15 protein-coding genes are annotated in these 23,872 nt (G+C 53.2%); 8 read left to right on the top strand and 7 right to left on the bottom strand.

The features are described 5' to 3' along the window. Nucleotides 1–10: 10 nt before the first annotated feature. Nucleotides 11–628, top strand: a complete 618-nt coding sequence (locus tag ACYVBJ_RS05300; RefSeq protein WP_460981247.1) for an ABC transporter ATP-binding protein — start codon at nt 11–13, stop codon at nt 626–628. Between the two features lie 94 nt (nt 629–722). Here the strand turns inward: ACYVBJ_RS05300 and ACYVBJ_RS05295 are convergent, their stop codons facing one another. The 5 genes from ACYVBJ_RS05295 to ACYVBJ_RS05275 all read right to left on the bottom strand — a co-directional run bounded on the left by ACYVBJ_RS05295 (nt 723) and on the right by ACYVBJ_RS05275 (nt 7,548). Beyond that, nucleotides 723–1,409, bottom strand: coding sequence for a class I SAM-dependent methyltransferase (locus ACYVBJ_RS05295; RefSeq protein WP_460981246.1), 687 nt, complete (start codon nt 1,407–1,409; stop codon nt 723–725). Between the two features lie 132 nt (nt 1,410–1,541). Further along, nucleotides 1,542–3,188, bottom strand: a complete 1,647-nt coding sequence (locus tag ACYVBJ_RS05290; RefSeq protein WP_460981245.1) for a CehA/McbA family metallohydrolase — start codon at nt 3,186–3,188, stop codon at nt 1,542–1,544. A 74-nt stretch (nt 3,189–3,262) separates the two neighbouring features. Further along, nucleotides 3,263–4,045 (bottom strand): alpha/beta hydrolase family protein, encoded by a 783-nt coding sequence (locus tag ACYVBJ_RS05285; RefSeq protein ID WP_460981244.1) that lies wholly within the window; start codon nt 4,043–4,045, stop codon nt 3,263–3,265. Between the two features lie 204 nt (nt 4,046–4,249). Next, nucleotides 4,250–6,751, bottom strand: coding sequence for an ABC transporter permease (locus tag ACYVBJ_RS05280; RefSeq protein ID WP_460981271.1), 2,502 nt, complete (start codon nt 6,749–6,751; stop codon nt 4,250–4,252). A gap of 95 nt (nt 6,752–6,846) precedes the next feature. Further along, nucleotides 6,847–7,548 (bottom strand): ABC transporter ATP-binding protein, encoded by a 702-nt coding sequence (locus ACYVBJ_RS05275; RefSeq protein WP_460981243.1) that lies wholly within the window; start codon nt 7,546–7,548, stop codon nt 6,847–6,849. A gap of 163 nt (nt 7,549–7,711) precedes the next feature. Between ACYVBJ_RS05275 and ACYVBJ_RS05270 the strand changes: the two genes are divergently transcribed. Continuing rightward, nucleotides 7,712–8,446, top strand: a complete 735-nt coding sequence (locus tag ACYVBJ_RS05270; protein ID WP_460981242.1) for an arylesterase — start codon at nt 7,712–7,714, stop codon at nt 8,444–8,446. Between the two features lie 84 nt (nt 8,447–8,530). Here ACYVBJ_RS05270 and tamL read toward each other — a convergent pair whose 3' ends face one another. Together tamL and ACYVBJ_RS05260 are read right to left on the bottom strand one after the other, a co-directional pair. After that, on the bottom strand, nt 8,531–10,951 hold the full coding sequence (gene tamL / locus ACYVBJ_RS05265; protein ID WP_460981241.1) for a translocation and assembly module lipoprotein TamL: 2,421 nt from the start codon (nt 10,949–10,951) through the stop codon (nt 8,531–8,533). A gap of 4 nt (nt 10,952–10,955) precedes the next feature. After that, nucleotides 10,956–16,037, bottom strand: a complete 5,082-nt coding sequence (locus ACYVBJ_RS05260) for a translocation/assembly module TamB domain-containing protein (protein WP_460981240.1) — start codon at nt 16,035–16,037, stop codon at nt 10,956–10,958. A 540-nt stretch (nt 16,038–16,577) separates the two neighbouring features. Between ACYVBJ_RS05260 and ACYVBJ_RS05255 the strand changes: the two genes are divergently transcribed. From ACYVBJ_RS05255 to ACYVBJ_RS05230, 6 genes are all read left to right on the top strand, one after another. Then, on the top strand, nt 16,578–18,056 hold the full coding sequence (locus ACYVBJ_RS05255; protein WP_460981239.1) for a Kelch repeat-containing protein: 1,479 nt from the start codon (nt 16,578–16,580) through the stop codon (nt 18,054–18,056). Between the two features lie 28 nt (nt 18,057–18,084). Then, on the top strand, nt 18,085–18,861 hold the full coding sequence (locus tag ACYVBJ_RS05250; RefSeq protein WP_460981238.1) for a hypothetical protein: 777 nt from the start codon (nt 18,085–18,087) through the stop codon (nt 18,859–18,861). Nucleotides 18,862–18,884: 23 nt separating this feature from the next. Then, nucleotides 18,885–20,030, top strand: coding sequence for a caspase family protein (locus ACYVBJ_RS05245; protein WP_460981237.1), 1,146 nt, complete (start codon nt 18,885–18,887; stop codon nt 20,028–20,030). Nucleotides 20,031–20,075: 45 nt separating this feature from the next. Further along, complete coding sequence (locus ACYVBJ_RS05240) at nt 20,076–20,549, top strand: hypothetical protein (protein ID WP_460981236.1); 474 nt, start codon at nt 20,076–20,078, stop codon at nt 20,547–20,549. Nucleotides 20,550–20,712: 163 nt separating this feature from the next. Further along, nucleotides 20,713–23,223, top strand: a complete 2,511-nt coding sequence (locus ACYVBJ_RS05235) for an ATP-dependent Clp protease ATP-binding subunit (protein ID WP_460981235.1) — start codon at nt 20,713–20,715, stop codon at nt 23,221–23,223. 133 nt (nt 23,224–23,356) lie between these two features. After that, nucleotides 23,357–23,854, top strand: coding sequence for a hypothetical protein (locus ACYVBJ_RS05230; protein WP_460981234.1), 498 nt, complete (start codon nt 23,357–23,359; stop codon nt 23,852–23,854). Nucleotides 23,855–23,872 lie beyond the last annotated feature (18 nt).

Here is a 23,872-nt window from a genome sequence, read left to right as displayed (position 1 = left end):
TGATTCAGTTATGAAACTAGTTGCCGAGCAGTTGGGTAAAAAATACCGGAACGAGTGGATTTTTCGGCGCGTGAACGTAACGCTCACCGCCGGAACGAGCTACACCTTTGTCGGCCCGAACGGGAGCGGTAAATCGACCTTACTACAACTGCTGGCCGGAAACCTGCCCGCCACCGAAGGAAGCCTTACCTATTCATCGAATGGGCAGTCCCTGGAGCCCGACGACTGGTTTCGGCAGATCAGTATGGCGGCTCCCTATCTCGAACTGATCGAAGAGTTGACCCTGGATGAACTGCTGACGTTTCACCAGACATTTAAGCCATTTAAAGCGGGATTAACCCCGCAGGCGGTTGCCGATCGGCTATTACTAAGCCACGCTCGCCATAAAGAGATCAAATATTTTTCGTCAGGTATGAAGCAGCGCGTTAAGCTTGGCCTGGCGTTTTTCTCCAATGTGCCGATTGTTATTCTCGATGAGCCTACCTCCAACCTGGATCGGCAGGGGGCAGCCTGGTACCATGAGCAGGTTCGCCAACTTACGCCCAATCAACTGCTGCTGATCGGCTCGAACGTACCGGAAGAGTACGACTTCTGCCCCAATGTGATCGACGTTACGCAGTGGAAGTAATAAAACAGATGATGCCTGGCTTCTGAAGCCAGGCATTGATAAACGTTCATTAAGTAGCTGTTGTTGGCTGTCTGCAGGAGGTGGTGTTGCGCTGTCAGGCGACTTCGGCCAGTTCATTTTTGCTGATGTGCACGGGTGAATCATACAGTTTCCGCATGATGAAGCCGTGTTCGATCAGATACGACAGGTTGAACTTACGTACCATGCCATGATTCGGCAGGGTTGGGCTCTCGATATGGTCAATGACGTAATTAGGGAAGTAGCTGCTTACTTCCTCGGGCGCTATACTGAACGGCGGAGTATCCCGCGTTGGCGCGTATTCTAACGTATTCAGGAAAGTTAACGTACCGACCGGCGTTAAGCGTTCGATCGTGTGCAGATACCGTAAACGCATCGGATAGGGCAGGGCCACCAGCGACGCCCGGTCGTAAACAATGTCGATGTGCCCAATGTCCTCGGGCGTGAGCGCAAAGAAATCACAGCACAGAATGGTGATGTTGCCCGATACAAAACGGCGACCGCGTTGGGTATAGGCTAAACCATTTTCTTCAAAAAACTGAATAACTGCTTTCTCAACAAACTCCACGCCGACAACCCGCTGAGCAAAGTGGCTGAAATAAAGCATGTCGATGGTTTTGCCACAGAGCGGAACCAGTACCGATTTGCCTTCCAGCTCGAAAGGCGGCAAATGCTTGAGCACGTAGGGATGGATATCGTTGCGATGAAAGCTGGTGTAATGACCTTCTAACTCCCAGGAGTTAAACCAGAATGCTTTTTCCATGATAAAAAAGAGGATCGATTAAGAGTATTTTGGTGGCGCAAAGTTCTCCTCTGTTTCAGCAAGGTTTTAACGCGGATTCACGGCTTTTCAAAAATGCGTAGTTCTGCGTACACAGTGCCGGAAAATCACGGGTCAACGCAGCTTCTTCCGCAACTCCTCAATAATCCGGCGGGTCTCTGCAATGCGGCTTTTGAGTCCTTCTTTGTAGCGCCAGGCCTGCTGTTCAACGTCGATACCAGGTTGTTCGGTAACCTGCTCAATCTCCAGAAGGTATTGTTCGCTGAGGTCCAGATAGCGACTGGCGGTCTTGGGATTATAAAAACTGCCCCCCTCTACAGTAACGTAAACAGGTGTAGTGTGAGCCGCTTGCGTAGGACCCGCCGAACAGCGGGCGGCAACCCACTGGCCCTGCTCCACCGACGGAAGCGTCAAACTCAGTGATAGATGATCCGCTGACTGATTAGCTTCTTTAGCTGTCACTCGGCCAATAACCTGCCCGTGACTCACCAGCTCAAGGGTATCGAGCGGCACCTGTTGAGCATTACCATAGGCATGAACTATGATGTTGACCGCACTGCCCCGTTTCAGATCGACCATGTCGCCGGGTATAGCGTTGTTCACGCGTAAGTCTAGAATCGGGCCGCTGGAAACAAACGTATGACCCGCCTGAATAGCCGAACGCCAGGCCGTGTAAGTAAATGACTTATCAGTACCGATATAGGCGTAAAAGCGGGCGTTGCCGATCTGCGCGGTCCGTTCAGGAGGGCCGTGACCATGATCCTGTCCGCACCACGGAAAATCAGAGCCTGCCGTAGCCGTAAGCGGAAAACCCAGGTCCAGGAAATGGTAGTAATGCTGAGTGTGCAGCGGATTGCCATCAACGCAGAATTGAAGCAGTTCAAACGCATCGACTTTGCCCCGAAGCCCGTCGAGTGTCAGCCCCCGGTAGCCGTGAAACGTCTCGGCCTGGTGCGCGTAGCCAGTTAAACCACCCAACTGATGCACCTTGTCGAAAATCTCATCAAAGAAATAATACCGATCCCGCTTGCGGACGCGGTCGGCGGCTCCCAGCGCAAAAACGTGCCCCAGTTCTGATGTTCTGGGGTCTTCCTGTCCGCTGGTGAGCAGGTAGCTGCCTTCCTGATAGGTACCCTTCTGGCCGTAGGCGTACTGCGGGTAATACGTTTCCCAGAAGTCGCCCATACGTAGTAAAGCACCTACCCGGATGTCTTCGGCCTTTAACCACGTCATGATGTACGGGTTCTCGCGCGGTGATCGGCGGAGGTGAATATGACCATCGGTTGAATACCAGCCTTTGTCGGCCATGTCGATCCAGCGTTTCAGGCGGTACGTTCTCTGGAGTGCTTTGCCAGCCGTAACAACCAGCGTGTGCTGTTGCTTAAGGTATTCGTACCCCTTCGATAAGGCCAGTTGATACGTACCAGGGGGCAGCGACAGCCGAAACTGTCCGGCAACGTAGAACGCGCTGTCGGGCTGAAACGCATACCCATCTTCGTGATCCCACAAGCCGTACATGACGGCTACGGCCTCAGCAGGTGTTTGCTTAACCGGACGTCCGTTCTGCGTGAGCCGAACCCGAACGGGCGTTGGTTTGGCGTTTGCTTCGTCCAGTACCTTGATGGTCAGTTGACCGGTTTTTTGGCCAAACGATATTTGCAGACTAACGGCCGATAGTCCTACACTAAAACATACGGCGATTATCAGCCGATAAGCAGAGGTTAAAGGCGTTATCGGCTGTTGGGCTATTATAGTAACCACCGTTCAGGTATTTAAGAGCATCCGCACCACAAATATCAGGATCACTAGCAGAAAGGAAATCATAGTAGCAATCGCTACTTTTCCAGAAAGGTCAGCACATAGTCGTTAATCTCCTGCCGCTGGGCAGCGCTCGCGTGATCGTCCATGTCATTATGGGTCGTATTCGAAAGCTTAATGATTATTATTCCATACTGCTTTTGCTCTTCGGCGGTTGGCAAAACTCCTTCGTCGGCAGGCTGATCGCTGGAACGGAGGGAAAAAATCTTCGAAGTTTTCACCTTGGGCAACGCCATGCGTCGGTTGTCCAACGTAATGATTCTGTCGACTATGTTGGGGTACTTCTGCGGAAACAGAGCGCTTATGTCTCCTCCGTTCGAGTGGCCGATCAACGTAATGTGCCTGAAATCTAAGTTGGGTTTCAAGTTTTTTAACTCGTTGATTATAAACAAAATGTTGTCAGCTCCCCGGTCCCAAAACGGGCGTCTGACCACCTGTGGAACACCCGTAGAAGGCATTAAGCTATCGGTGGGCAGTTCGTGCTGAATACTCGCCACGAAATAGCCTTTCGACGCCAGATATTCGGTTAGATATGAATACGCTACGTAGTCACCACCTTTATTTTGCCCGTATCCGTGGCTGAAAATGACGACGCGCTGATTCGCTGGTTTCTTGTCTGTTTTTGGCGAATAAAACGCGACCGGGATCTGCCGGTTTCTCGCTTTATCAAACAGGGTCAGCGTGTCGAACGCAACGTCATACGTTTCACTAGTTACCAGGTTAGGCGTAGCCTTCTTGCCTGATAAATCGCTTATGAAGAGGACGATGTAAAGTGCAGTGATGTAAGTTAATTTGTTCACACGGTTCGGTAAGTAATCTTGTTCATTAGATAGAGGATGCCTGTCATCTAAATAGATCAAAAGCTTTTTCGATACTACCTGTCTTGAATAATTCGGACGTTCGTCAGTGACTATTTATGGCTTTATAAAGCTACAAAAAAGCTGACGCACAGTACGGCATAGCGGGCCGTGCGTCAGCAATGCGAGTATAACAAAAACAAGTGCCTACCCCTCGCTGCGTAGTACATCGAGCGGTGGACGTACTAAAACCTCCCGGCTGTTGAATACGCCGATCAGGATCGTAAGCGCTGTTACAACCGCCGAAATAACGACCAGCGGAACCAGGTCAGGCCGGTAAGGTACTTCAAAGACGAACCTCGCTAACCCCCACGTTCCGGCTATCGAAAGCAAAATACCCGACAAGGCCGCGAGCAGACCGAGCAGGCCGTATTCCAGGGCGGTGATTCGCAAAATCTGGTTTCGACTGGCCCCCAGGGTACGTAACAGAACACTTTCGCGCAGCCGCTGGTATTTGCTGATGATCACCGAGCTGCCGAGTACCAGCAAACCCGTCAGAATGCTGAATAACGCCATGAAGCGGATCACGAACGAGATTTGATCAAGAATTTCGTCGACTGTTTTCAGGATCAGGCCGAGGTCAATGGCTGATACGTTCGGGAAACGGCTGACCAACCCCCGCTGCAATATCGCCGAAGCCTGGTTGCTGGAAACTTTGGTCATCAATACGTGAAACTGCGGAGCCTGCTCCAGCACACCCGAAGGAAAAACGACCAGGAAGTTGGTCTGCACGCGGTTCCAGTCGACCTCCCGAGTACCGCCCACAATAACCGGGATGGGAGCACCCTGCACGTTGAAGTTCAATGTATCGCCCAGTTTCAGGTGCATTCGGTCCAGGAAGCCTTTCTCAATGGAGACATAGATGTTGCCGTCGGCCTGATAGGGCGCTTTACCCGACGCTAGCTTCTCGGAAGAGATCAGCGAATCGCGATACGTAATGCGGTACTCACGCGTAAAGACCCAGTTCGGCACCTTCTGCGACGTATCTTTCCGGATCGTTTCGGATGTGCGCCCGTTGATGTCCGATAGCCGCATCGTTACAACCGGTACTTCCTGCAAAATCGGCAGCTTCTGCTGCTTCACCAATGAGCGTACCCCGCTAAGCTGTTCGTTCTGAATATCGAACAACACCATATTGGGCTGATTACCACTCGCCGACAGTTCGACCCGACCGAGCAGCAAGCCTTGTGTGAGGTATAACGTAGCAATCAGGAAAGCGCCCAGGCCAATGGACGTGACCAGAATGAGCGTCTGGTTATTCGGCCGGTACAGGTTGGCCAGACTTTGTCGCCAGACGTAACTCCACGAAGCCGGGAAGAACCGCCGGACCAGCCAGATAAGTCCTAGACCAAGCGCCGTAAGAATGCCGAACGCAAGGGCTAGTCCACCCGTGAAACCAAGCGCTAACTGCCAGCTTTGCGTTTGTAGGTACGAGAAACCAACGATAAAGCTGATGACGAGCAGATAAACGAGCCACCGGAACGGGTCGCGGCTGCTCAGGTCAGCTTCGTACGAACTGCGAAGGGTACGTAGCGGAGATACATTCCGGATGGCCAGCAAGGGCAGCAACGCGAACAGGACCGAGATCAATAAACCCGTGCCAATGCCACTTAAAATAGCCTGGCCAGATAACGTGGTTTCAACTGCAACCGGCAGGAAGTTGCCAAATATTTGAGGTAACACCAATTGCACTACCGACCCAAGTAGTGCACCGATCACGGCGCCAATCAGTCCCATTAGGGCGGTTTGGAGCAAATAGATCAGCAAAGCTTGTCGGCCGCTTGCCCCCAGAGTCCGCAAAATAGCCACCGAAGCTACTTTCTCTTTGACGTACAACTGCACCGCGCTGGCTACGCCCACACAGCCGAGCAACAGGGCTACGAAAGCGACCAGGCTCAAATATTTGGTCAGATCACCAAACGAGCGACCGGTCTGGCGCTTGCGTTCGGCCACCGTGTCGTAGCTGACGCCGTCTTTGTCTAACCGACCGCTGATTGTTTTAACATACTTCTCTACATCAGTACCGGGCGCGAACTGGTAATAGTATTTATAGGCAACCCGGCTGCCGCGTTGCAGCAGGCCCGTACTGGATAAGAATTGATTCGGGATAAAAACCGTAGGCGCAACGGTGGCTGCAATGGCGGCCTGGCCGGGTGTTTTGGTCACGCGTCCCGCAATCAGGAAAGACAGATTACCCACTCGAACCGAATCGCCTGGCTGGGCATTCAGCTGCACGAGCAGCGCATCGTCAACCAGGGCGACGCGGCTGTTGCCTTGTCTCAAGGTGTTGATTGCTGAAGTTGGTTGGACTTCCCACGTACCGTAGTACGGGAAACGACCTTCCAATCCCTTCACCTGCGCCAGTTGGACACCCCCGTTCTTGGGAATGGAAACCAGCGATGCAAACGATACTTCATAGGCGCGGTCGCGGCCAATGGTTTTGAGCAACTGCTGGGTTTTCTGCGAAGGGGGGCGATTCCAGGATAAGGTCAGGTCCGCACCAAGCAACTCACGGGCCTGATCGTCGATGCTTCGGGCGAGGTTGTCGCCAAAAGAGTTAATCGCAACCAGAGCGGCTATGCCGAGCACAATGGACGACATAAACAGCAGGAGTCGCTGGCGGCTACGGCGACTGTCGCGCCAGGCCATTTTGAAAAGCCAGGAGAGGTTCATAAAGAGCGAAATCTGACCGCCGAAGCGGAGTGAATGAGCGGAAGAGCGAAAAAAGGCAAATGAGGAGTTTATCAATCTATGACTCGTTCACTCGTTCGCTCTTTAGTATCGTCCACGACCTTGCCGCCTTTGATACGTATCACACGCTGTGTGCGAGAGGCTAGCTCTAAATCGTGGGTAACCAGAACCAGCGTTGTCCCGGCTTCGCGATTAAGCTCGAAGAGTAAATCAACAACCGTTGCGCTGGTGTCGGCATCCAGATTGCCGGTGGGTTCGTCGGCAAACAAAAGCTTTGGTCGGTTCGCAAAGGCCCGGGCGAGCGAAACGCGCTGCTGCTCTCCACCTGATAATTGGGTAGGGTAGTGGTGCCCGCGCTGACCTAGACCAACCCGGTCGAGTAGTTCCTGCGCTGTTTTCTGCGCTCCTTTTTCGCCCCGCAGCTCCAGCGGAACCATTACGTTTTCGAGAGCGGTCAGCGTGGGCAGTAACTGGAAATTCTGGAAGATAAAGCCGACGTATTGATTTCGGATGGCGGCCCGCTGGTCTTCGGAAAGTGTATCTAACCGAATGTCGTTGAGGTACACACTACCCGATGATGCCCGGTCCAGGCCAGCACATAGACCAAGTAGCGTCGTCTTTCCGCTGCCCGATGGGCCAACAATAGAAAACGTATCGCCGGGTTCGAGGGTGAAGTTAACACTATGTAAGACCGTCAGATCGCGGCCCCCACTTGAGTAGGTCTTGGTTAAATTTTCGACGCGCAGAATGCTCATGTTTCAAGGATTGTATGCGTTTTCGGACTACGGTCTGTTAATTCGCAGCCGCGTATTAAACAAATAAGCCGGTTTAGACTGTTAGGGTGAGACGTAACGGGATAAATTATCTTAACTCTGCTGTTAACACCTAGGCGCTTTTAGCGTAACCGACACAAAAACAATGAAGTTCTCGACACTAACGCAAACGTCGTATTCCGTGATAAGCGGCCTCGTACTGCTCTTAACGGTCTGGAGCTGCGGCTCATCTGACTCAAAAACCGAATCGAAATCAACCACGGCGGATAGTAAGGCATCGACAACCGAGTCGCGTCCGGCTGCGACGGGTAAGAAGCAGCTTGTTTTGTTTTATGGCAATAGCCTCACGGCGGGTTACGGTGTTGAACCGTCGCAGGCATTTCCGGCATTAGTGGGTCAGAAGATAGATTCCGCTGGACTTAACTATCAGGTTGTAAATGCCGGGCTCAGTGGCGAAACAACGGCAGGTGGAAAGAGCCGCATTAGCTGGGTGATGCGACAGCCGGTGGCGGTGTTTGTGCTTGAGTTGGGCGGCAACGACGGCTTACGGGGCCTACCCCTCAAGGCGACTCGCGAAAACCTGCAAGCCATCATGGACACCGTTCGGCTCAAAAGTCCGGAGGCTACGATTGTGCTGGCAGGGATGCAAATCCCACCGAACCTCGGTACTACGTACACGAAAGAGTTTCGGGAACTGTTTAAAGAGTTAGCTGATAAAAACAAAGCCGTGCTGATTCCCTTTTTGCTCGAAGGAGTTGGCGGTATCCCGAAGCTCAACCAACCCGACGGTATTCATCCCACGCCAGCGGGTCATAAAATCGTCGCCAATACGGTCTGGAACGTATTAAAGCCCGTGTTGCAACAGCGACAAAGCCAGTAAAGAGGTCATTCGTTATTGTTTTTATATCAGTCAGTGGTTTCCACTACAATGGCTATTTATGGCAAATGATCATTGATGACAAGGCTAGAACGGATAGCCGACGCCGATATTAAAGACCAGGTTTTGTTTACGCCAGTCTCGGTTGCTGAAATTAATTTGATTAATGACCCACTCGCTGCCTTCCGTTTTATAAGGTTTGCGAAGTGGCGTTGCTAAGTCCAGGCGTATGAGGAAATACGATAAATCAATCCGGATACCGACACCCGTGCCGATTGCGATTTGTTTGTAGAAATCAGGCGTAAACCGGGCCGCGCCAGCATCTGCCGAGAACTGAGCCGCGTCGTAGTACGTCCATACGTTGCCCGCATCCACAAAAAAGGCTCCCTCGAGGTACTTGTTGAACTTCAGCCGTAGTTCGGTGTTCGCTTCAAGCCGGATGTCGCCCCCGCCTTCCTGGAACGGAGCAATGTTACGCAGCGTATCCCGCGTGAAAAGCCCGGGGCCGATCGCGCGGGGCCGGAAGGCACGGATGCTATTACTACCTCCAACAAAATACTGTTTGGTAAATGGTATCTGGAAATCTTTGGAATTACCGTAAGGGAGACCTATCCCGCCAAACAGGCGGTTGGCCCAGGTTAAATTTGGGGTTAAACGACGGTACAAACGGCCATCTACATCAAAACGGAGGTACTGCGCATAAGGCACACCAAATATGCCATTTCGTCCATAGGCTGGAACCTCTTTCTTGAAAAAAAGGCTTGCTACATTGCCAGCGGCTTCGGCGTTGAACGCTAAGCGATAGTTAGTAGGCAAATTTGCCCGGGGGGGCGAGTTATAGACGAAGGTGTATAACGTGCTAAGGATTAATTGGTCTGATGCTAAAATGCTCTGGTATTGCTGTTTGATTACGGGTGGTACGTCCGGGTCTATCAGAATATCTCGAAAACGATCACCAACACGCTCAAGAGGTACGTATACATAGTTTGCGTTGAAGGGCTGGAACGTATGCTCGATCTGCTGATTCTGCCGCCAGGAATAGCCAAACGTAGTATAAAACGAGTTGATGCGGTACAGACCTCCCCGTATGATTGTCTGGTAGCCTGCTGTCAGGTTGGTTTTCGGTAAAGCCTGGCGCCGGTCATATTTAAAACTAACCGGACTCACCAGCCGGGGAAAACTTAAGGTTGCATCCAATCCAAATCGGTAGTTGGTGGCCCGCTCTTCACGCCCTCCGCCAACCTGAAATTCAATACCGGCGTTGGCGTTCAGTGTGAGTAGCTCAGCGCGCCGTAAAGCATTTCGGTTGCGCCAGCTAAGAATGACCTGCGTACCGCTAAAGTTGTTGGACCGGGAGGTACCATCAAGCTCTAGGCGCATTGATTTTTCCGGATAGGGCGTCAGGTAATAGTGAACGTCCAGAACCGCCGAATCGCCTTCTACGTCGGGGTCAAACCGGTTGCGGACAAATTTGAAAGCCCCTACGTTGGTCAGGCGCGACAGCGTCAGATCCTGCTGACGGCTGCTGTACCGGGAACCGGGTCGTATTGTGACTACGTCCCGAAACAGTTTGGGGTCGAATTGCCGGGTCGAATCCACAATTCGGAACTGTTCGGTGGATTCATACGCCCGACGGCGGTTGGTATCGGCCTGCGCCGTCGACAAATTATAGTTCGGGTAAATAAATACGTTCCGGATGGAATACGGCACCCCGGCCGCATTCGGCATTTCGGGTTTAATGGCAAAATAGAGCCTCGTGCGATGCGCGGCCGAATCATTATCGGCTAACGCAATCAGATAATCGGGAATGAAGTAATAGAATCCCCGCTGTTTTATGAATTGGCCAATTCGTTCGCGCTCCAGCTTGATGTTATCAAGGCTATACGGTTGATCTTTTTTGATTACGGTTCGCCGGGCCGATGCCGAGAGCACTTTCAGGAGCGCACTAAGCTCAGGTATGGTGTCTTTCTGAAAAGCGACCGAGTCGATGTAAAAGCGTGGCCTCAGGTCTACTTCATACACGCCCCGCGCTTTGTAGCCTTCTTCTTTTATCGATCCGGTCACCTGCGAACCGAAGTATCCCTGGTTTTGTAAAGTAGCTTCCCAGATCGGTATGTTAGACGAAATGGCTTTGGCACTCGCCAGCACGGGCTCCTGACCAAATTTCCGCCGGAACCACGCCCGGAAGCCTTTCGGCTTTTTGGGTTCTCCGAACAGATAATAAAGGCCTACTTTTATGGGATAGCCGAATAGCTGCGAATTGGGTTTGGGCCGGGCTAGTTCCAGCAGTTGCGTCTGTACCGCTGACTGGTCACTTGAGGAAATCGTTGAATCGGCCTGAACAATAACATCGGTACCCATGTAGAGCCGTTCATTGGCGGGCAGGTGCTTGGCAATATTACAGGCGTTTAACGACAGTAACGCACCGAAGCAAAGCCAGCGGAAGCTAGATTTTACCAATCGACTGACCGGGTACAGCGCAATAACTTTATATAGTTGAACAAGCATACAATTAATTAGATGTGGGACCGGGCGATCTACGGAATATGTCGGCCAGGGTATCGTAGTCGACGGTGATCACGAACCCAATACCCGTTTCAATGATATAACCGTCCAGAATAGCCTGGTAGTCGTTACGTCGGTACGCCCGCAATACGTATCGGCCATCCCGGGTGATGTTGTAATTGGCGGATAAATTATCGAACACCTGGTTGTTCGCCGTAGCGGCCCCGGCTGCATTTTCCAGCACAAAGTTTTTGCCGACCGAAACCGTAACCCGCCCCGCCAGGAAGCTGCGCGACAGCCCAACGTTCAGGTCGGTTCTGGCCCCGTTGGTAACCCCGCCCGTGTTGGCGCTTCCCGCCTGAGAAAGCAGGTTGAAATCAACGTCGAAGCCTTTCAGCACGCCCGAAGCGAGTCGCCCCAACTGATCGGAAATCAACTTGCTGACGCTATTCCGGGCAATGTTCTCCGCCTGTGTGTTCAAGCCTCCACTGTTGTTATTTCCCGAGAAGAAATCAGAGGTATTTTCGGGCAGGAATCGGTTCAGAATCAACAGGGCGAATACCTGTTTATTGATCTGTGATTCGTCCTGCCGCAGATTTTTTAGTTTATTCTCGATGGTCGTGGCAAAAGCATTTGAGGAGCTGATACCGCTTTCTTCGGACTCTGGAAGCCGGATATCAAACCCTAATTTTGGCGCGGCTAAGTTGTTGCTGATGGATAAGGCGACCTCAAACGGTAATTTACGTTGTGCCTGTGCCGCGTCGATCGTGGTCGACTCGCTGCCAATCAGGTCGGCCGGAGGAACCGATACTTTATAAACGGCCGTAATGTCGATGTTTGCTTTAAGCGGGTCACCCGTGAACTGGATATAGCCACCTTTTTGTATCTCAAACTGACGTTTTAAAACCTGATAGGTCAGCGAATATTCCCCTTCCGTTACGTCGTAGCGGCCCAGAATGTTTACCTGTCCGGCGGCATTGACTCCTACAGTCAACTGCGCATTCCCACGGGCGCGTAGGTAATCGCCGTTAAGTTCGTCGACCACAATGGTAAGCTCCGACTGCTCATCGGCTTCAAGATCAAGCGAGATTGTGGAGTTGGTAAGTTGCTCGAAGGCCAGCCGCGGGGCCAGACTGTCGCGTTTCGGGCGGTATAAATATTTCGCCAGCGCCAGCGAGTCACCGTGCTTAACGAATCTAACGATCCCATCGCCCGTGTCAGCCGCCAGCGACTCATCAGGCAACACAATGGAGATCTTGCTGTCGTCTTCCAGTTTCACTTTCCCGTTGATCGACGCGTTGGAGCCCGTGCCTTTGATCCGAAGATCGGCACTGACCGCGGCCTGGCCGTAGGCGTAGTCGTTGTCTTTACGGGCCGCGTTCAGCACCTGGAAATTATCGGCCCGGACGCGGAGATTATAGGTTGCATCCGGCAAGTTTTTCAGCACTACTGTACCATCCGTGGTGAGTGTGCGGCCAAGCGTATCGCGAACATTGAAGTCGTTTAACGTAATGGTCTGGCCATTAAAGGCAAGTTTCTCATTGTCGATTCGGTACGTAGCGTTCAGCTGTTTAATATTGAACGCTACAGAGTCGAACGCGACGCTGCCATCAAGTTGAGGGTTGTCGAGCGCCCCGGCTACGCTGAATTCACCCGTAAGTTTGCCTTTGGCCTGTCGCAATTCACCAAAACTAAAAGCCTCAATAGTTCGGGCGTCTAAGCGTTTAAGGTTGATCGCCAGGTCGAGGGCCTGTTTAACGTTCTCGGGGTTGTAATAACCCGTAACGGTTGCGTCGTTATACGCCCCAGCCAGGGCGGTGTTAACTTCAATACGACCGTCGGAGTTGTTCCGGAACCGGGCCGTAAGGTTACCAATGGGTTTTTGCATGACCTGCAGGCTGTCGACGTAAATGGAACCAGTAAAGGCCAGTTGACTGTCTTCGGTGATGTAGTCGCGCACAATGACGGTTCCGTTGAGCTCACCACTGGCCAAGGTCGTGTCCTGGTTAGCGAGCCGGGCCAGGTTCGCCAGTTCAATCGCGCGCGTTGTCACCCGAATGGGCGCATTGCCATACGGTTCCGTACTGCTCACTTCCAGCGTCTGGTCGCCCTGCTCAATACGAATGTTACTCACCAGAACGCCGTCTTTGCCGTATTGCGCAAATCCGCTCGTGTCGGTATCCCAGCGCTGGTAATTGGTCAGTAAGCCGTTTCGGGCAAACTTGAATCGGTAGTTATCCTGGTCGACGATAAGCGTACCGGCAAGCCCGTGAAGGTCCCGGTCGATGGAGTCTTTATTAATAAGGGAAAACCGGAACTGGTTGTTGGCGGCTGTGCCGGTCAGGTCGGTCTGTCGGATGGTAATACCATCGTACAGGACGCCGTCGATACGTCCGTTCACAAGCAGTTCGTTGCCGATGCCGCGCAGGGTCATGCGGATTCCTTGTATAGTCGTCGTATCGTAAACGATAACCCCAGTACGTAACGTAGCCGAAAGGGTTGTGTCGCGAGTCGGTCCGGTGTTCCGGCTGTCCAGATAAGCGTTCAGCCGGACGGTATCCAGACGGGTCAGCTCGGGGACAAAGGCTTGGAACAGCGGGTTCTGATACGCCTTCATGCTGATGGAGAAGGCATACGGGGGCGGAATCTTTTTATACGTTAAAGCGGGTAAGGCGATGTACTTGCTGATTTCTCCGGCCAGAATGTCGTACAACTGCGTGTATTCAAACTGGCCGTCCAGATTAACCCGGGCACCGGGCAACTGGGCAACCACGGTTTTGCTGGCTCCGTTGGCGCCAAGTCGGGCGTAGAGGGAATCAACCGGGTAGCTTTTGCCCTGCAACGTAACGACTGCATCACCCGCGGAGATGATACCGACCGGTTTAGTCGGGTCTGTAGAGGTCATGTTGAGCACGATACGTCCTTTGAGCGACAGCGGGTCGTTATACAGCTTCAGGGGTTGTAAGTTCAGTTCGTTAATGACAGTTTCGCCTTCCACGCTTGGAAACTCACCTTTCAACCCCGCTCGTATGTCCAGCGCCAGATTCGCGTTCGGATCGCGTAAGGCTCCCTTCAGGTTTAAATTGCCATTTGAAAGTGTGCCCTCGGCATCGAGATTTTGGTACCGATAGCCACTCAGTTCGGCCGACTGTACAGCCAGATCGAAGCGGGTGGTTAACGTATTGACGTCAATCCCACGACCGTTTACCGTTGCTCTACCCGTAATCTTACCAACCGTACCGGTTTGTTTGAGCCATTTACCCGCGTCAAAATTGTTCAGGTTTAGCGTACCCTGATAGGTTTGATTTTTCCCACTCACGAACCCGGCCAGGCGACCGTCGAACCCGGCCGTACCCCAGTCGGTATTGAGGTTGGCATCGAGCGTTAGGTTATCCAGAGCACCCCGTAGCTGGCCCGAGAGCCGGAGCGAAGGAGGTAAGGCAATCGACGATGGAATAGAGCCTTTGGGCGCTAACTGGTTGATATCGGCCAGCCGGGTGGTGGCTTCCTGGATGTCGATATTCACACCCAGCCGGTTGGGATCGGTAACGTTGGTCAGTCGGCCCTTTGCCCGAATGCGCGTTCCCGACAGCATGTCTAACTCCAGCCGGGGCAGGTTCAACGCAGCCAACGTACCGGTTGCCTGCGCGTTAGCCCGGAAAACGACACCTCTGTTACCGGCAAACGGTGGGGTGTCGGTCAGGAACGGCGCTAATTGCAATACGTCTTCGGCCGATAAATGGCTCTGGCGCAGATTCACCTGAACACTTACCCGATTTGCAAAGCGCGGATTGCTTAACTGGCCCAGTGAATCGTAACGTAACACAAGCTGGTCGCGAATCAGCGAGGTCGGGGTCTGAATGTACAGCCGTTTCAGACTGGTTGTTTTGTCGGTGTACACTAAATCACCGTTCAGACTTTGCAGCACGAACCCACTGGTGGCCCGGAATCGACCGTTGCGTAGCTGACCACTAATCTGCTGCCCACGTTTGCCCAAGTCGGCATAGCTTAGGAATCGGCCGTTAATGCCTAAATTCTGCAAATCCAGATGACTGTAGTCAAGACCTTTCTTTTGCCGGGGCGCTGTCTCGTCGTCGAAGCGGATGCGGTTGTTGGCGAACCGAACGTTGGTGAGTTTAGCCTGCCAGCCCGGTGCGCTGGCATCGGATGTAGACGAAGTAGCTGTAGATTGACCCGTCGCTTTTTTGGCTGGCTTAGTCAGAATGGCCGCAATGTCGGCATTGGCCAGATTCAGGGAGCGTAAGCCGATCTTAGCCCCGTCGAGGTAAAAATAATCGGACTCCATTGTCAGCTTCCCGATGGAGCCCTGCGTCTTGAAGTCGGCCGTCTCGACCTGTACGTTCCATTTGGCCCGATTAACTTGCCACTTACCTAACCCAATATCGAGCGAGTCGCCGGGCTTGCCGGGTGGACTAGGTGGTGTGGGTAAGCCTTCGTACAGCCGCGTGTTTACGTTCAGGCCATCAATACTCACATCCGACAAATGATAAATGGATTTATAAACGTCGGTCTGATCAAAGTTGGTCCGCAGGCTATCGACATAGGCATTTACGTCGGCTCCCACTACGTCATCGCGGTACTTGATGCGAACATCTTTCAGCGTAATGCCCGTCAGGTTAATGGCCATGGGCGTGGATACTGTATCGGCTGGTTCAGGAGCCGTACCGGTATCGAACGCATTCAGAATATACTGAAAATTAAAGGCGGTGTCGGGAAGCGTGCGGCTCACGTTCACCCGAACCCGCTCTAATTCGATCTGATTGATGGCGACTTTATTATTGAGCAGCCCCCACATATCCAGGTCAACGCGCATCCGGCCCCCCTCAAGCAGCGTATCGCCTTTGGGGGTTTTAAAGAAAACATCATCCAGCTCAATCCAGTCGGGAATCGAATACCGGATGCGGCCAATTCGAAACGGCGACTGAAGTTTCTGGGCCAGATAGCTATTCACCTGCTTCGTCACAAACTGCTGTCCCCAGGGCGTCGTGACAACAAGTACCACGAACCCCACCAGCAGAAGCACGAGGGCAAGCAAACCAAGTAAAACACGAACAATAGACTTCGACACAGTAGTTGAATGGGTTTGCCAGCCTGACCGGGGCTGGTTTGCTGTTGCTGGTCAGCAGCGATACCTCTCTCCATAACGAGTACCGGGGGAAATATGTTACTAGCGGGCGCTAAAGCTCTTTACTGCACTGACCGTAACCGATCCGTTCCGGAAGGCTGTCGGTATACTCATATGGACATATTGTGCTGCCAGAAGCCGGTCGCCTTCGTAAAAACGCTTGCCATCTGTTTCCTGCATTAACAAAGCTGCGACTAATCCGTCGAAATCAATTAGGTACCGGAGCCACTCAATCTGCCACTACGTACCTCTTGACTAGCAAAACACCAACTGGAATGACGTTTACCAGACCGTATCGACCCGCTGTTTCGGCAACCTGTGCCATTGGCTCATATCTATTGACCGAACGCTCAAAGCATTCGCGAACGAAGCCGTTTTCTCCGTTCATTTAGCTCATTACTTTTTAAAACGTAAAAAGCTAAATATGAACGATTTAGGATTTATGCTGAATTGTTTCTCTTTGTCTTAGTCATATAAGTTGTTATGCGTACTACACTCTATACGTTCATTAGCATTATTCTGTTGCTTACCGCCTGTTCCAAATGGAACGTAACGGAGAAAGAGATTAAGCCGGGCGATTCTAACCCGGTCGATCCCAAGCCCGTTACCAGCGTTGGCGCAGTCACCTTGCTTAACCTGAAGCCAACGGCGCTGGGGCATCTGACCGCTACCATCAGTTTTAAAGTGGAAACGCCACCGGCTGTCAGCGAATACGGGGTTATCCTAACGCCCGATCCAGGCCAGATCGGCGCCATTCAGGCCGGAACGGCCGCTCCCCTCCGGCGGGCTGTAACGGCTGCGCTAACGGGCGATGGTACGGTTAATTTTGAAGCAAAAGACCTCATCGAAAACTCGCCCTACTACGCCGTTGCCTACGCAAAAGACGCAGCGGGGAAAACCGCGTTCAGTAAGGATTTTGTCAGCTTCCGCACAAAATTTGGACCGAAAAACAACAACTGGCGGCAGCTCGCCAACCTGCCAACTCAGCGAGCCTACGCCTTTAATCCCTTATTCACCATCAACGGTAAGGTGTACGTCGGCGGGGCGGCCCAACCCGCCAGCGCTGAAGGGTACTATTACTTTAAGCAGTTGTATGAATATGATCCGGAAACCAACCTCTGGGCGCAGAAGAAAGATTTTCCCGGTACGGGACGCTCGGAGCCAACCGTTGCGGTGCTGAACGGCAAAGCGTATATCATGTTCGGTGCGGCCGTTGGGCGGGGCAGCTATACGGCGGATGCCTGGGAATACGATCCGGCGAATGACGCCTGGCGGCAACTGGCCAACCCACCGGTAACCCGCGCGGGAGGGCAGGGTGAATACAACAAACAGGCCGGTGCTTTGTCGTTCGTGTACGACAACCGGGTGTTTACGATGTTTGGCCGCGGAACGTATAATAACGACGTTAACCAGACCAACATCTACAACGCGGTCTACGCGCTCAACCCGGCCAGCAATACCTGGGATGTTTCCTTTCCGCTCAACGACAAAGGTTACGACAACAGCGTTATTTACGGAGCTGCGCGATCGGGCCCTTTTTCGGTTCAGTACGACAAATGGGTGTACTTCGGGGGTGGCTTAGCCGCCAAATATTACAATGCCGTGGGGTCGAACTTGCCCTATAGCCGCTATTTCAACAGCCGTCAGATCTGGGGATACAACGTAGAGACGCGCGAACTGAAACAGATTGCATTACTGCCCGCCAGTTTCGGCGATTGCTCCGGCGATAACGACACCGGTGGCCGCATGCAGGGCTTCGCGTTTGTGGTCGGCTCCAAAGCGTATATCACCGATTGCAGCAGTCAGGTATGGGTCATGGACCTCGCCAGTGGCAACTTCACCCCGCAACTTTCATCAGCGCTGCGTCACCCATCACCGACAACCGGCATTGGGATCGGCGTTGGCAGCAAAGCTTTCTTCGGACTCCGAAACGCCGACTGGTGGGAGTTCACCCCAAACTGATTTTTTCAACGCTTACCCTTACGTAGTCATGTCTCTCAAACGCTGTCTCTTAGCCTTATTATTTCTTGCGGGTTCACTGCTTAGCCAGTTGAGCTGGGCACAAACGTCGGCCAGCAATGTCCGGCTGCGTACCGACCCAACGGTTCGGAAAGTGATTATTGAATACGAGCTGCCTCAGGTACTGCCCGACGACTCACTCTATATCGAACTCGAAACCGCATCGGGACGTATCATCCGGCCCGTGAGCGTAAACGGCGACGTGGGTGCGGGCATCAAAGCCGGTAAGAATAAACTGGTCGCCTGGGACGTAGTACGCGATAACGTCCGCTTGAATGAAGACGTAAAAGTGCTGCTGCGGGTAGCCCGGATGGTGTCGGTCGCCGATCCTGCCAAGGCCGCCAAAAAGCCACTGACGGAGCCCGTTACCCGGCCCGTGGCTGATCGGGTAGCTGAACCTGGTACCGTTGTTCGTCAAAAATCGATAGTGCCCATCATTGGCTGGGTAGCAACCGGTGGACTGGCTGGCTATGCGACGGTAATCGCATTAGGGCTAAACAAAGACGCTGACGAGTACAACAGCAAACCGTTCGCCGATAATGCCGCCGATAAGGCGCGCTTCGACGAGCTGAAAGCTAAGATCGATAAGAACAAGACTACGTTCACCATTGTCGCCGGAGCGGCCGCCGTGGTTGCCATTGCCAACGTCGTGTACATGGTCGTTGGCAAGCCAAAGCCAGCCCGAACCTCGCTGTTGATTCAGTCGGGTAGTCAGGTTACCAGCATCGGTCTCAGCCATAAATTTTAACAGCATCAGTTCCCGTTTTACTTATGAAAACGCTACTACTTTTCACCGGTTTTTGTCTGCTAACGGGCGTAGCACTGGCGCAACCGAAACCGATCGCCACGTTTCAGAGCCCATCCACGCGCCTGAACACTATGCCCTTGTTTACGACGCCTACGTCAGCAGGCTCCCCCGTCGCGTCGCGAATCGACTGGACGAGTAACCTGGGTGCCGACCAGACCGTATCGGCGGCTACGTTTATGGCGAAAGCCTGCGTTACGTCGGCCAAGCCCGTAGCTCGCTATACCTTATTTCTGAACGATAAACTCCAACCCAGCGCCCGCGACCTGAAGGTCGAGCGCGATACCGATTGTCAGCAGCCGTTCAGCCAGTCGGTTCAACTGACCGAAGGCGAGAATAAAATTAAACTGGTTGCGTATCTGACGGGTGGGGGCGAGCTGACATCTTCGCTGGAAGTTACCTACCGGAAGCCCGCCGTGGCCGAGACCGAAAAACGGCTTGCGCTCATCATTGGAAACTCCTCCTATCCCGCCACTAGCCGGTTGACCAACCCCGTCAACGACGCCCAGGATATGGCAGCCACCCTGCGTGAACTCGGTTTTGAGGTAATGCTCTATACGGACCTCGACAAAAAGAAACTGCGTAAGGCCGTTGATGACTTTGGCTATAAACTGAAAGATTATCAGGTTGGGCTCTTCTTTTACGCCGGACATGGGGTGGCGGTGGGCGATCATAACTACCTCGTTCCGATTGATGCGAAGCCCGAAACGGCCGGCGACATTGAATTTGACTGTGAACCCGCCGACCGGGTACTGGCCAAGATGGACGACGCCCGCACGCGTACCAATATTATTGTGCTGGATGCCTGCCGCAACAATCCGTTCGAACGCAGCCTGGTGCGGGGTGGAAACGACGGGGGACTAACCAGTATGAACGCGCCCAATGGCTCTTACATTGCCTACGCGACCTCGCCCAGCAAAACCGCAGCCGACGGAAATGGACGTAATGGCCTGTACACATCCGCCTTGCTGAAGCATTTGAAAGTTCCCAACATTCCCATTGAGGACGTATTCAAACGGGTAGGCCGGGAAGTAACGGAGCAAACCGGTGGTCGTCAGCGCCCCTGGGTTTCCTCGTCGCTGACGAATGACTTTTACTTCCGGAAAAAGTAAACAGGTCGTACGATCAATACGTGTCTTAACCCTACTCGACTTGAGATGAAAGCTATTGTATGTATTCTGCTGCTGCTAAGTAGCGTACTGACCGGGTGTTCGAAATGGAATGTCGAACCTAAAGGCGTTAATACCCCTGGTCCCGACGTGTTTTCGTCGGGGCAGATTACCATCGCCGAAAATGGATTCTGGGATTTTGATGCGGGAAAGACCATCGCGTCGGCGGGGGATGTGAAGTGGAACGTAACGGAATCCAACAACCTGCTGTTTATCCCCAGCTCGGGCACCAAATACGCTTTAACCACTGTGCTCGATCCATCCGCCATTTCGTTTCAGGAGCTAACCGTACTCACCTATTCAACCCGGCAATTCGAGATTGGATTGCCAGCGCGCAACCCGAACGCCAATGGCAGCATTGCCTACGTAACGAATGAAGGTCGAAACGGCGTTTTTCACGTCGACAGCTACAGCTTCACCGGCCGTTCGATCACGCTGACCTGGATTACCTACAGCAAATAAAGCGCACAAGCGCTCAGGTTGATATATGTAAATTAATTCATTGTTATTCAAAGGTTTGGTCCGTTTGCTCAGCGAATTTGCCATTCGCTCAAAGAGACTTTGCCTACGGTGAATAAACTGCTACGTTCGATTTCCGATCGGTGCGAATAAACCCCTTCACACCATGATAACCCTTACTTATACCGAAGAACTCCGCCGGGCGGTCAGCATTGCTCAGGCTATTGCCCGCGAGCATCAGCACCTGACGTTCTCCCCCGGTCATCTGCTCACGGGACTGTTACACAACGACGTAGGACTAGCCTCGCAGTTAGCCGTCTGGGACATTGACGTGCCTTACCTACGCGACTGGGCGGACATCCGGGTGGAAACGTACCCAAAATCGGCCCGACCCGTAGAGGAGCCGACTGGCGATAAACAGGTACGGGCATTAATGGAGGTGTCGGACGTAGTACGCATGAAGCTGGGGGAGAATGAATTAACGCCGATTGCGGTGTTGACTGCGATGTGCAAACCCGATGTCGCCTTCACGCGGGATCAGCTTAAATCGTTTCCACTGACCGAGAATCAACTCCTGGAGAAAGCCCTGCTCGATGTTGGCTTCCAGCAGGCCATCAGCGGTCAAACGGGAGGTAGCAGCGCCAATACCGGGCAACCGGCCGCCGGAACAAATGGGGCAGCAGCGCCCGCTGGCAAAACGCTCTTTAAATTCTGCACGGACCGAACGGCGTCGGCTCGGGATGGAAAGCTTGATCCAATCGTTGGACGGGACCGGGAAACGCGGCAGATGATCGAAATTCTGGGCCGTCGCCTGAAACCCAATGTCATCATTACTGGCGAGCCGGGAGTCGGAAAAACCGCTTTGGTAGAAGGGCTGGCCCAGCAGATTGTTGCCGGAAACGTACCACCTCATCTGAAAAACGCGCAGTTGTTTCAGCTCGATATGGGATCGCTGATTGCCGGCGCATCGTATAAAGGTGAAATTGAAGACCGGCTGAAAGGGATTCTGGCCGATCTGAAACAGTTTGACAAAGCGTTACTCTTTATCGACGAGATTCACGTCCTGATGGATCCGAACGGGGGTGCAGTCGGAACGGTGAACCTGCTCAAGCCCGAACTGGCCCGTGGTGAACTGACCCTCATTGGGGCCACAACCAACGACGAATACCGCAAATACCTCGAAAAAGACGAAGCCTTTGCCCGACGTTTCGAGGTACTCGCCGTCGAAGAACCCGATGAGCTAACGGCCACCCGAATGGTGGAGACGATTCTACCCCTGTTCGAAAAACACCACCAGATCGGCGTAGCGGATACAACGGTTTCCGAAACCGTTCGGCTGGCAAAACGCTATCTGAAAGACCGTCGGCTGCCCGATGCCGCTATTGATCTGATCGATCGCACGATGGCAGCCATGAAAATGGCTGCCGAAACCACCAAGCCCGAAATAGATCGACTACGTACCGAACTCTCGGCTGTACGCGAAAAAAATCAGGGTGCTGATCCACTAACCTATATGGGTAATGTTCGCTGGTTTGAACGGCAGCTCAAAAACAGACTGAGCCCCGTACTACTGGGCCAGCTGGAGGAGGATCTCCAGACGGATTCATTCGAGTTGCCCGATGCCCTTGCCGATCATCTGGCTGTTGTGCTCAACAAACTGCAGGCGCTGGGCGAACAGGTTCGCGATAAGGTTGAGCCCGCCGAAGTGGCCGCTGTCGTGGCGAACCGTACGGGGATTCCGCTTGGAAAGATACAATCAAAGGAACGGGATAAACTGCTGGCGCTGGATGAGCACCTCAAGCAGCGCGTGGTGGGGCAGGACCATGCCGTGAAGATTATTGCGGATGCCATTCTGGAGAATCGTTCGGGACTGAGCCGTCCGGGGCAGCCCATTGGCTCGTTCTTTTTTTCGGGTCCTACGGGTACCGGCAAAACCGAGCTGGCCAAAGCGATGGCCGACTTTCTGTTCAATGACGAACGGGCGCTCATCCGCTTCGATATGTCGGAGTTTAAGGAAGAACATTCCGCTGCCCTGCTCTACGGTGCCCCTCCGGGTTACGTCGGTTATGAAGAAGGCGGGCTGCTGGTGACCAAAATCCGGCAGCAGCCCTTTGCTGTCGTGCTGTTCGATGAAATTGAAAAAGCGCACCCGTCGGTGTTCGATATTTTCCTGCAAATTCTGGATGAAGGGCACCTGCACGACCGGCTGGGCCGCGAAGGCGATTTCTCGAACGCCATTATCCTGTTTACGTCAAATATTGGCAGTGACTACGTAGTGGAGAAAGCGGCTAAAGGTGAAATAGCTGCCTCGAACGAGCTGCTGGAAATCATGGGTCGTTTCTTCCGACCCGAGTTTCTGGGGCGGCTCACCGAAATCGTTCCGTTCCAGCCGATTTCGGAAGAAGCGATCGTGAGCATCTTCGATATTCAACTCAAGTCGTTGCTGAAGGCGCTCGATAAGCAGGGCATTACGGTTGACATCGACGCAGCCGCCCGGCGGCAACTGGCTCTGGAGGGCTACACGCCCAAGTATGGAGCGCGGCCGTTACGGGGGGTTATCCGCAACCGCCTGCGCCGACCGCTGTCGCGCATGATTGTCGCGGGTGAACTGGGCAAAGGAAGCCACCTGGCCGTTAGGACGGGCGAATCCGGGGAACTGACGTTCAATCCTGTCTGACACGGTTCCCGCCTAGGTCCGTACCAGACGTAACGCCTGAACGGAGATTAAAATATCGAAGAGCTGGTCAATAGTGTTTCCATAGTGCCGTAAAAGCCGACTAATCAGTCAACTAACCAAACGCTTTACAACAATGGGATGGCTTACACGAACAACGGATTGGCAGGTATGCTGCGTAGGGCAGGCTGCCGCGGGCGCAGGGGTCGCTAGCGGCTCGTTCTTATTCATCTTTTATAGTCGCAGCGCTGGGGTGAGTGGCATTTACGGCTTCGGGGGCCTTGGCATCGGTCTTGGCGGTAATGCCTCGGGTGTTGTGAATCCGGCTAACCTCGGTGCCGTATCGTCGCCCTGGACCCAGCTCTACCGGACAACGCCTTACATCTGTGGCCTGCGGGAGTTCAACTCGTATGATCTCAACGGAGCTGCTGGACGGATTACGTATACAGGGGCTGGTGCCTTTGGCGTGACTTACGGTGGCATGTATATCAGTGCCTCGCCCTGGGGAATTACCACGAATGCGTATTTCTATTCGCAGCCGATTTACGGGGCGGGATTTGGCGCGCCGGGCGTAGGGGCTGGTAGTTTATCAGGGAACTGGAGCTTCGTGGCCGAAACGCGCATTCATCCGTGACCGGACAAACATTCTTTC

The sequence above is a fragment of the Spirosoma fluminis genome, assembly GCF_054778895.1.
This window is presented reverse-complemented; position numbering and strand designations above follow the sequence as displayed.

Excerpts from the sequence above, each read along its gene's own strand:
- ACYVBJ_RS05300 (WP_460981247.1), top strand. The coding sequence starts at position 11 with ATGAAACTAGTTGCCGAGCAGTTGGGTAAAAAATACCGGAACGAGTGG.
- ACYVBJ_RS05295 (WP_460981246.1), bottom strand. The coding sequence starts at position 1,409 with ATGGAAAAAGCATTCTGGTTTAACTCCTGGGAGTTAGAAGGTCATTAC.
- ACYVBJ_RS05280 (WP_460981271.1), bottom strand. The coding sequence starts at position 6,751 with ATGGCCTGGCGCGACAGTCGCCGTAGCCGCCAGCGACTCCTGCTGTTT.
- ACYVBJ_RS05275 (WP_460981243.1), bottom strand. The coding sequence starts at position 7,548 with ATGAGCATTCTGCGCGTCGAAAATTTAACCAAGACCTACTCAAGTGGG.
- ACYVBJ_RS05270 (WP_460981242.1), top strand. The coding sequence starts at position 7,712 with ATGAAGTTCTCGACACTAACGCAAACGTCGTATTCCGTGATAAGCGGC.
- tamL (WP_460981241.1), bottom strand. The coding sequence starts at position 10,951 with ATGCTTGTTCAACTATATAAAGTTATTGCGCTGTACCCGGTCAGTCGA.
- ACYVBJ_RS05255 (WP_460981239.1), top strand. The coding sequence starts at position 16,578 with ATGCGTACTACACTCTATACGTTCATTAGCATTATTCTGTTGCTTACC.
- ACYVBJ_RS05250 (WP_460981238.1), top strand. The coding sequence starts at position 18,085 with ATGTCTCTCAAACGCTGTCTCTTAGCCTTATTATTTCTTGCGGGTTCA.
- ACYVBJ_RS05245 (WP_460981237.1), top strand. The coding sequence starts at position 18,885 with ATGAAAACGCTACTACTTTTCACCGGTTTTTGTCTGCTAACGGGCGTA.
- ACYVBJ_RS05240 (WP_460981236.1), top strand. The coding sequence starts at position 20,076 with ATGAAAGCTATTGTATGTATTCTGCTGCTGCTAAGTAGCGTACTGACC.
- ACYVBJ_RS05235 (WP_460981235.1), top strand. The coding sequence starts at position 20,713 with ATGATAACCCTTACTTATACCGAAGAACTCCGCCGGGCGGTCAGCATT.
- ACYVBJ_RS05230 (WP_460981234.1), top strand. The coding sequence starts at position 23,357 with ATGGGATGGCTTACACGAACAACGGATTGGCAGGTATGCTGCGTAGGG.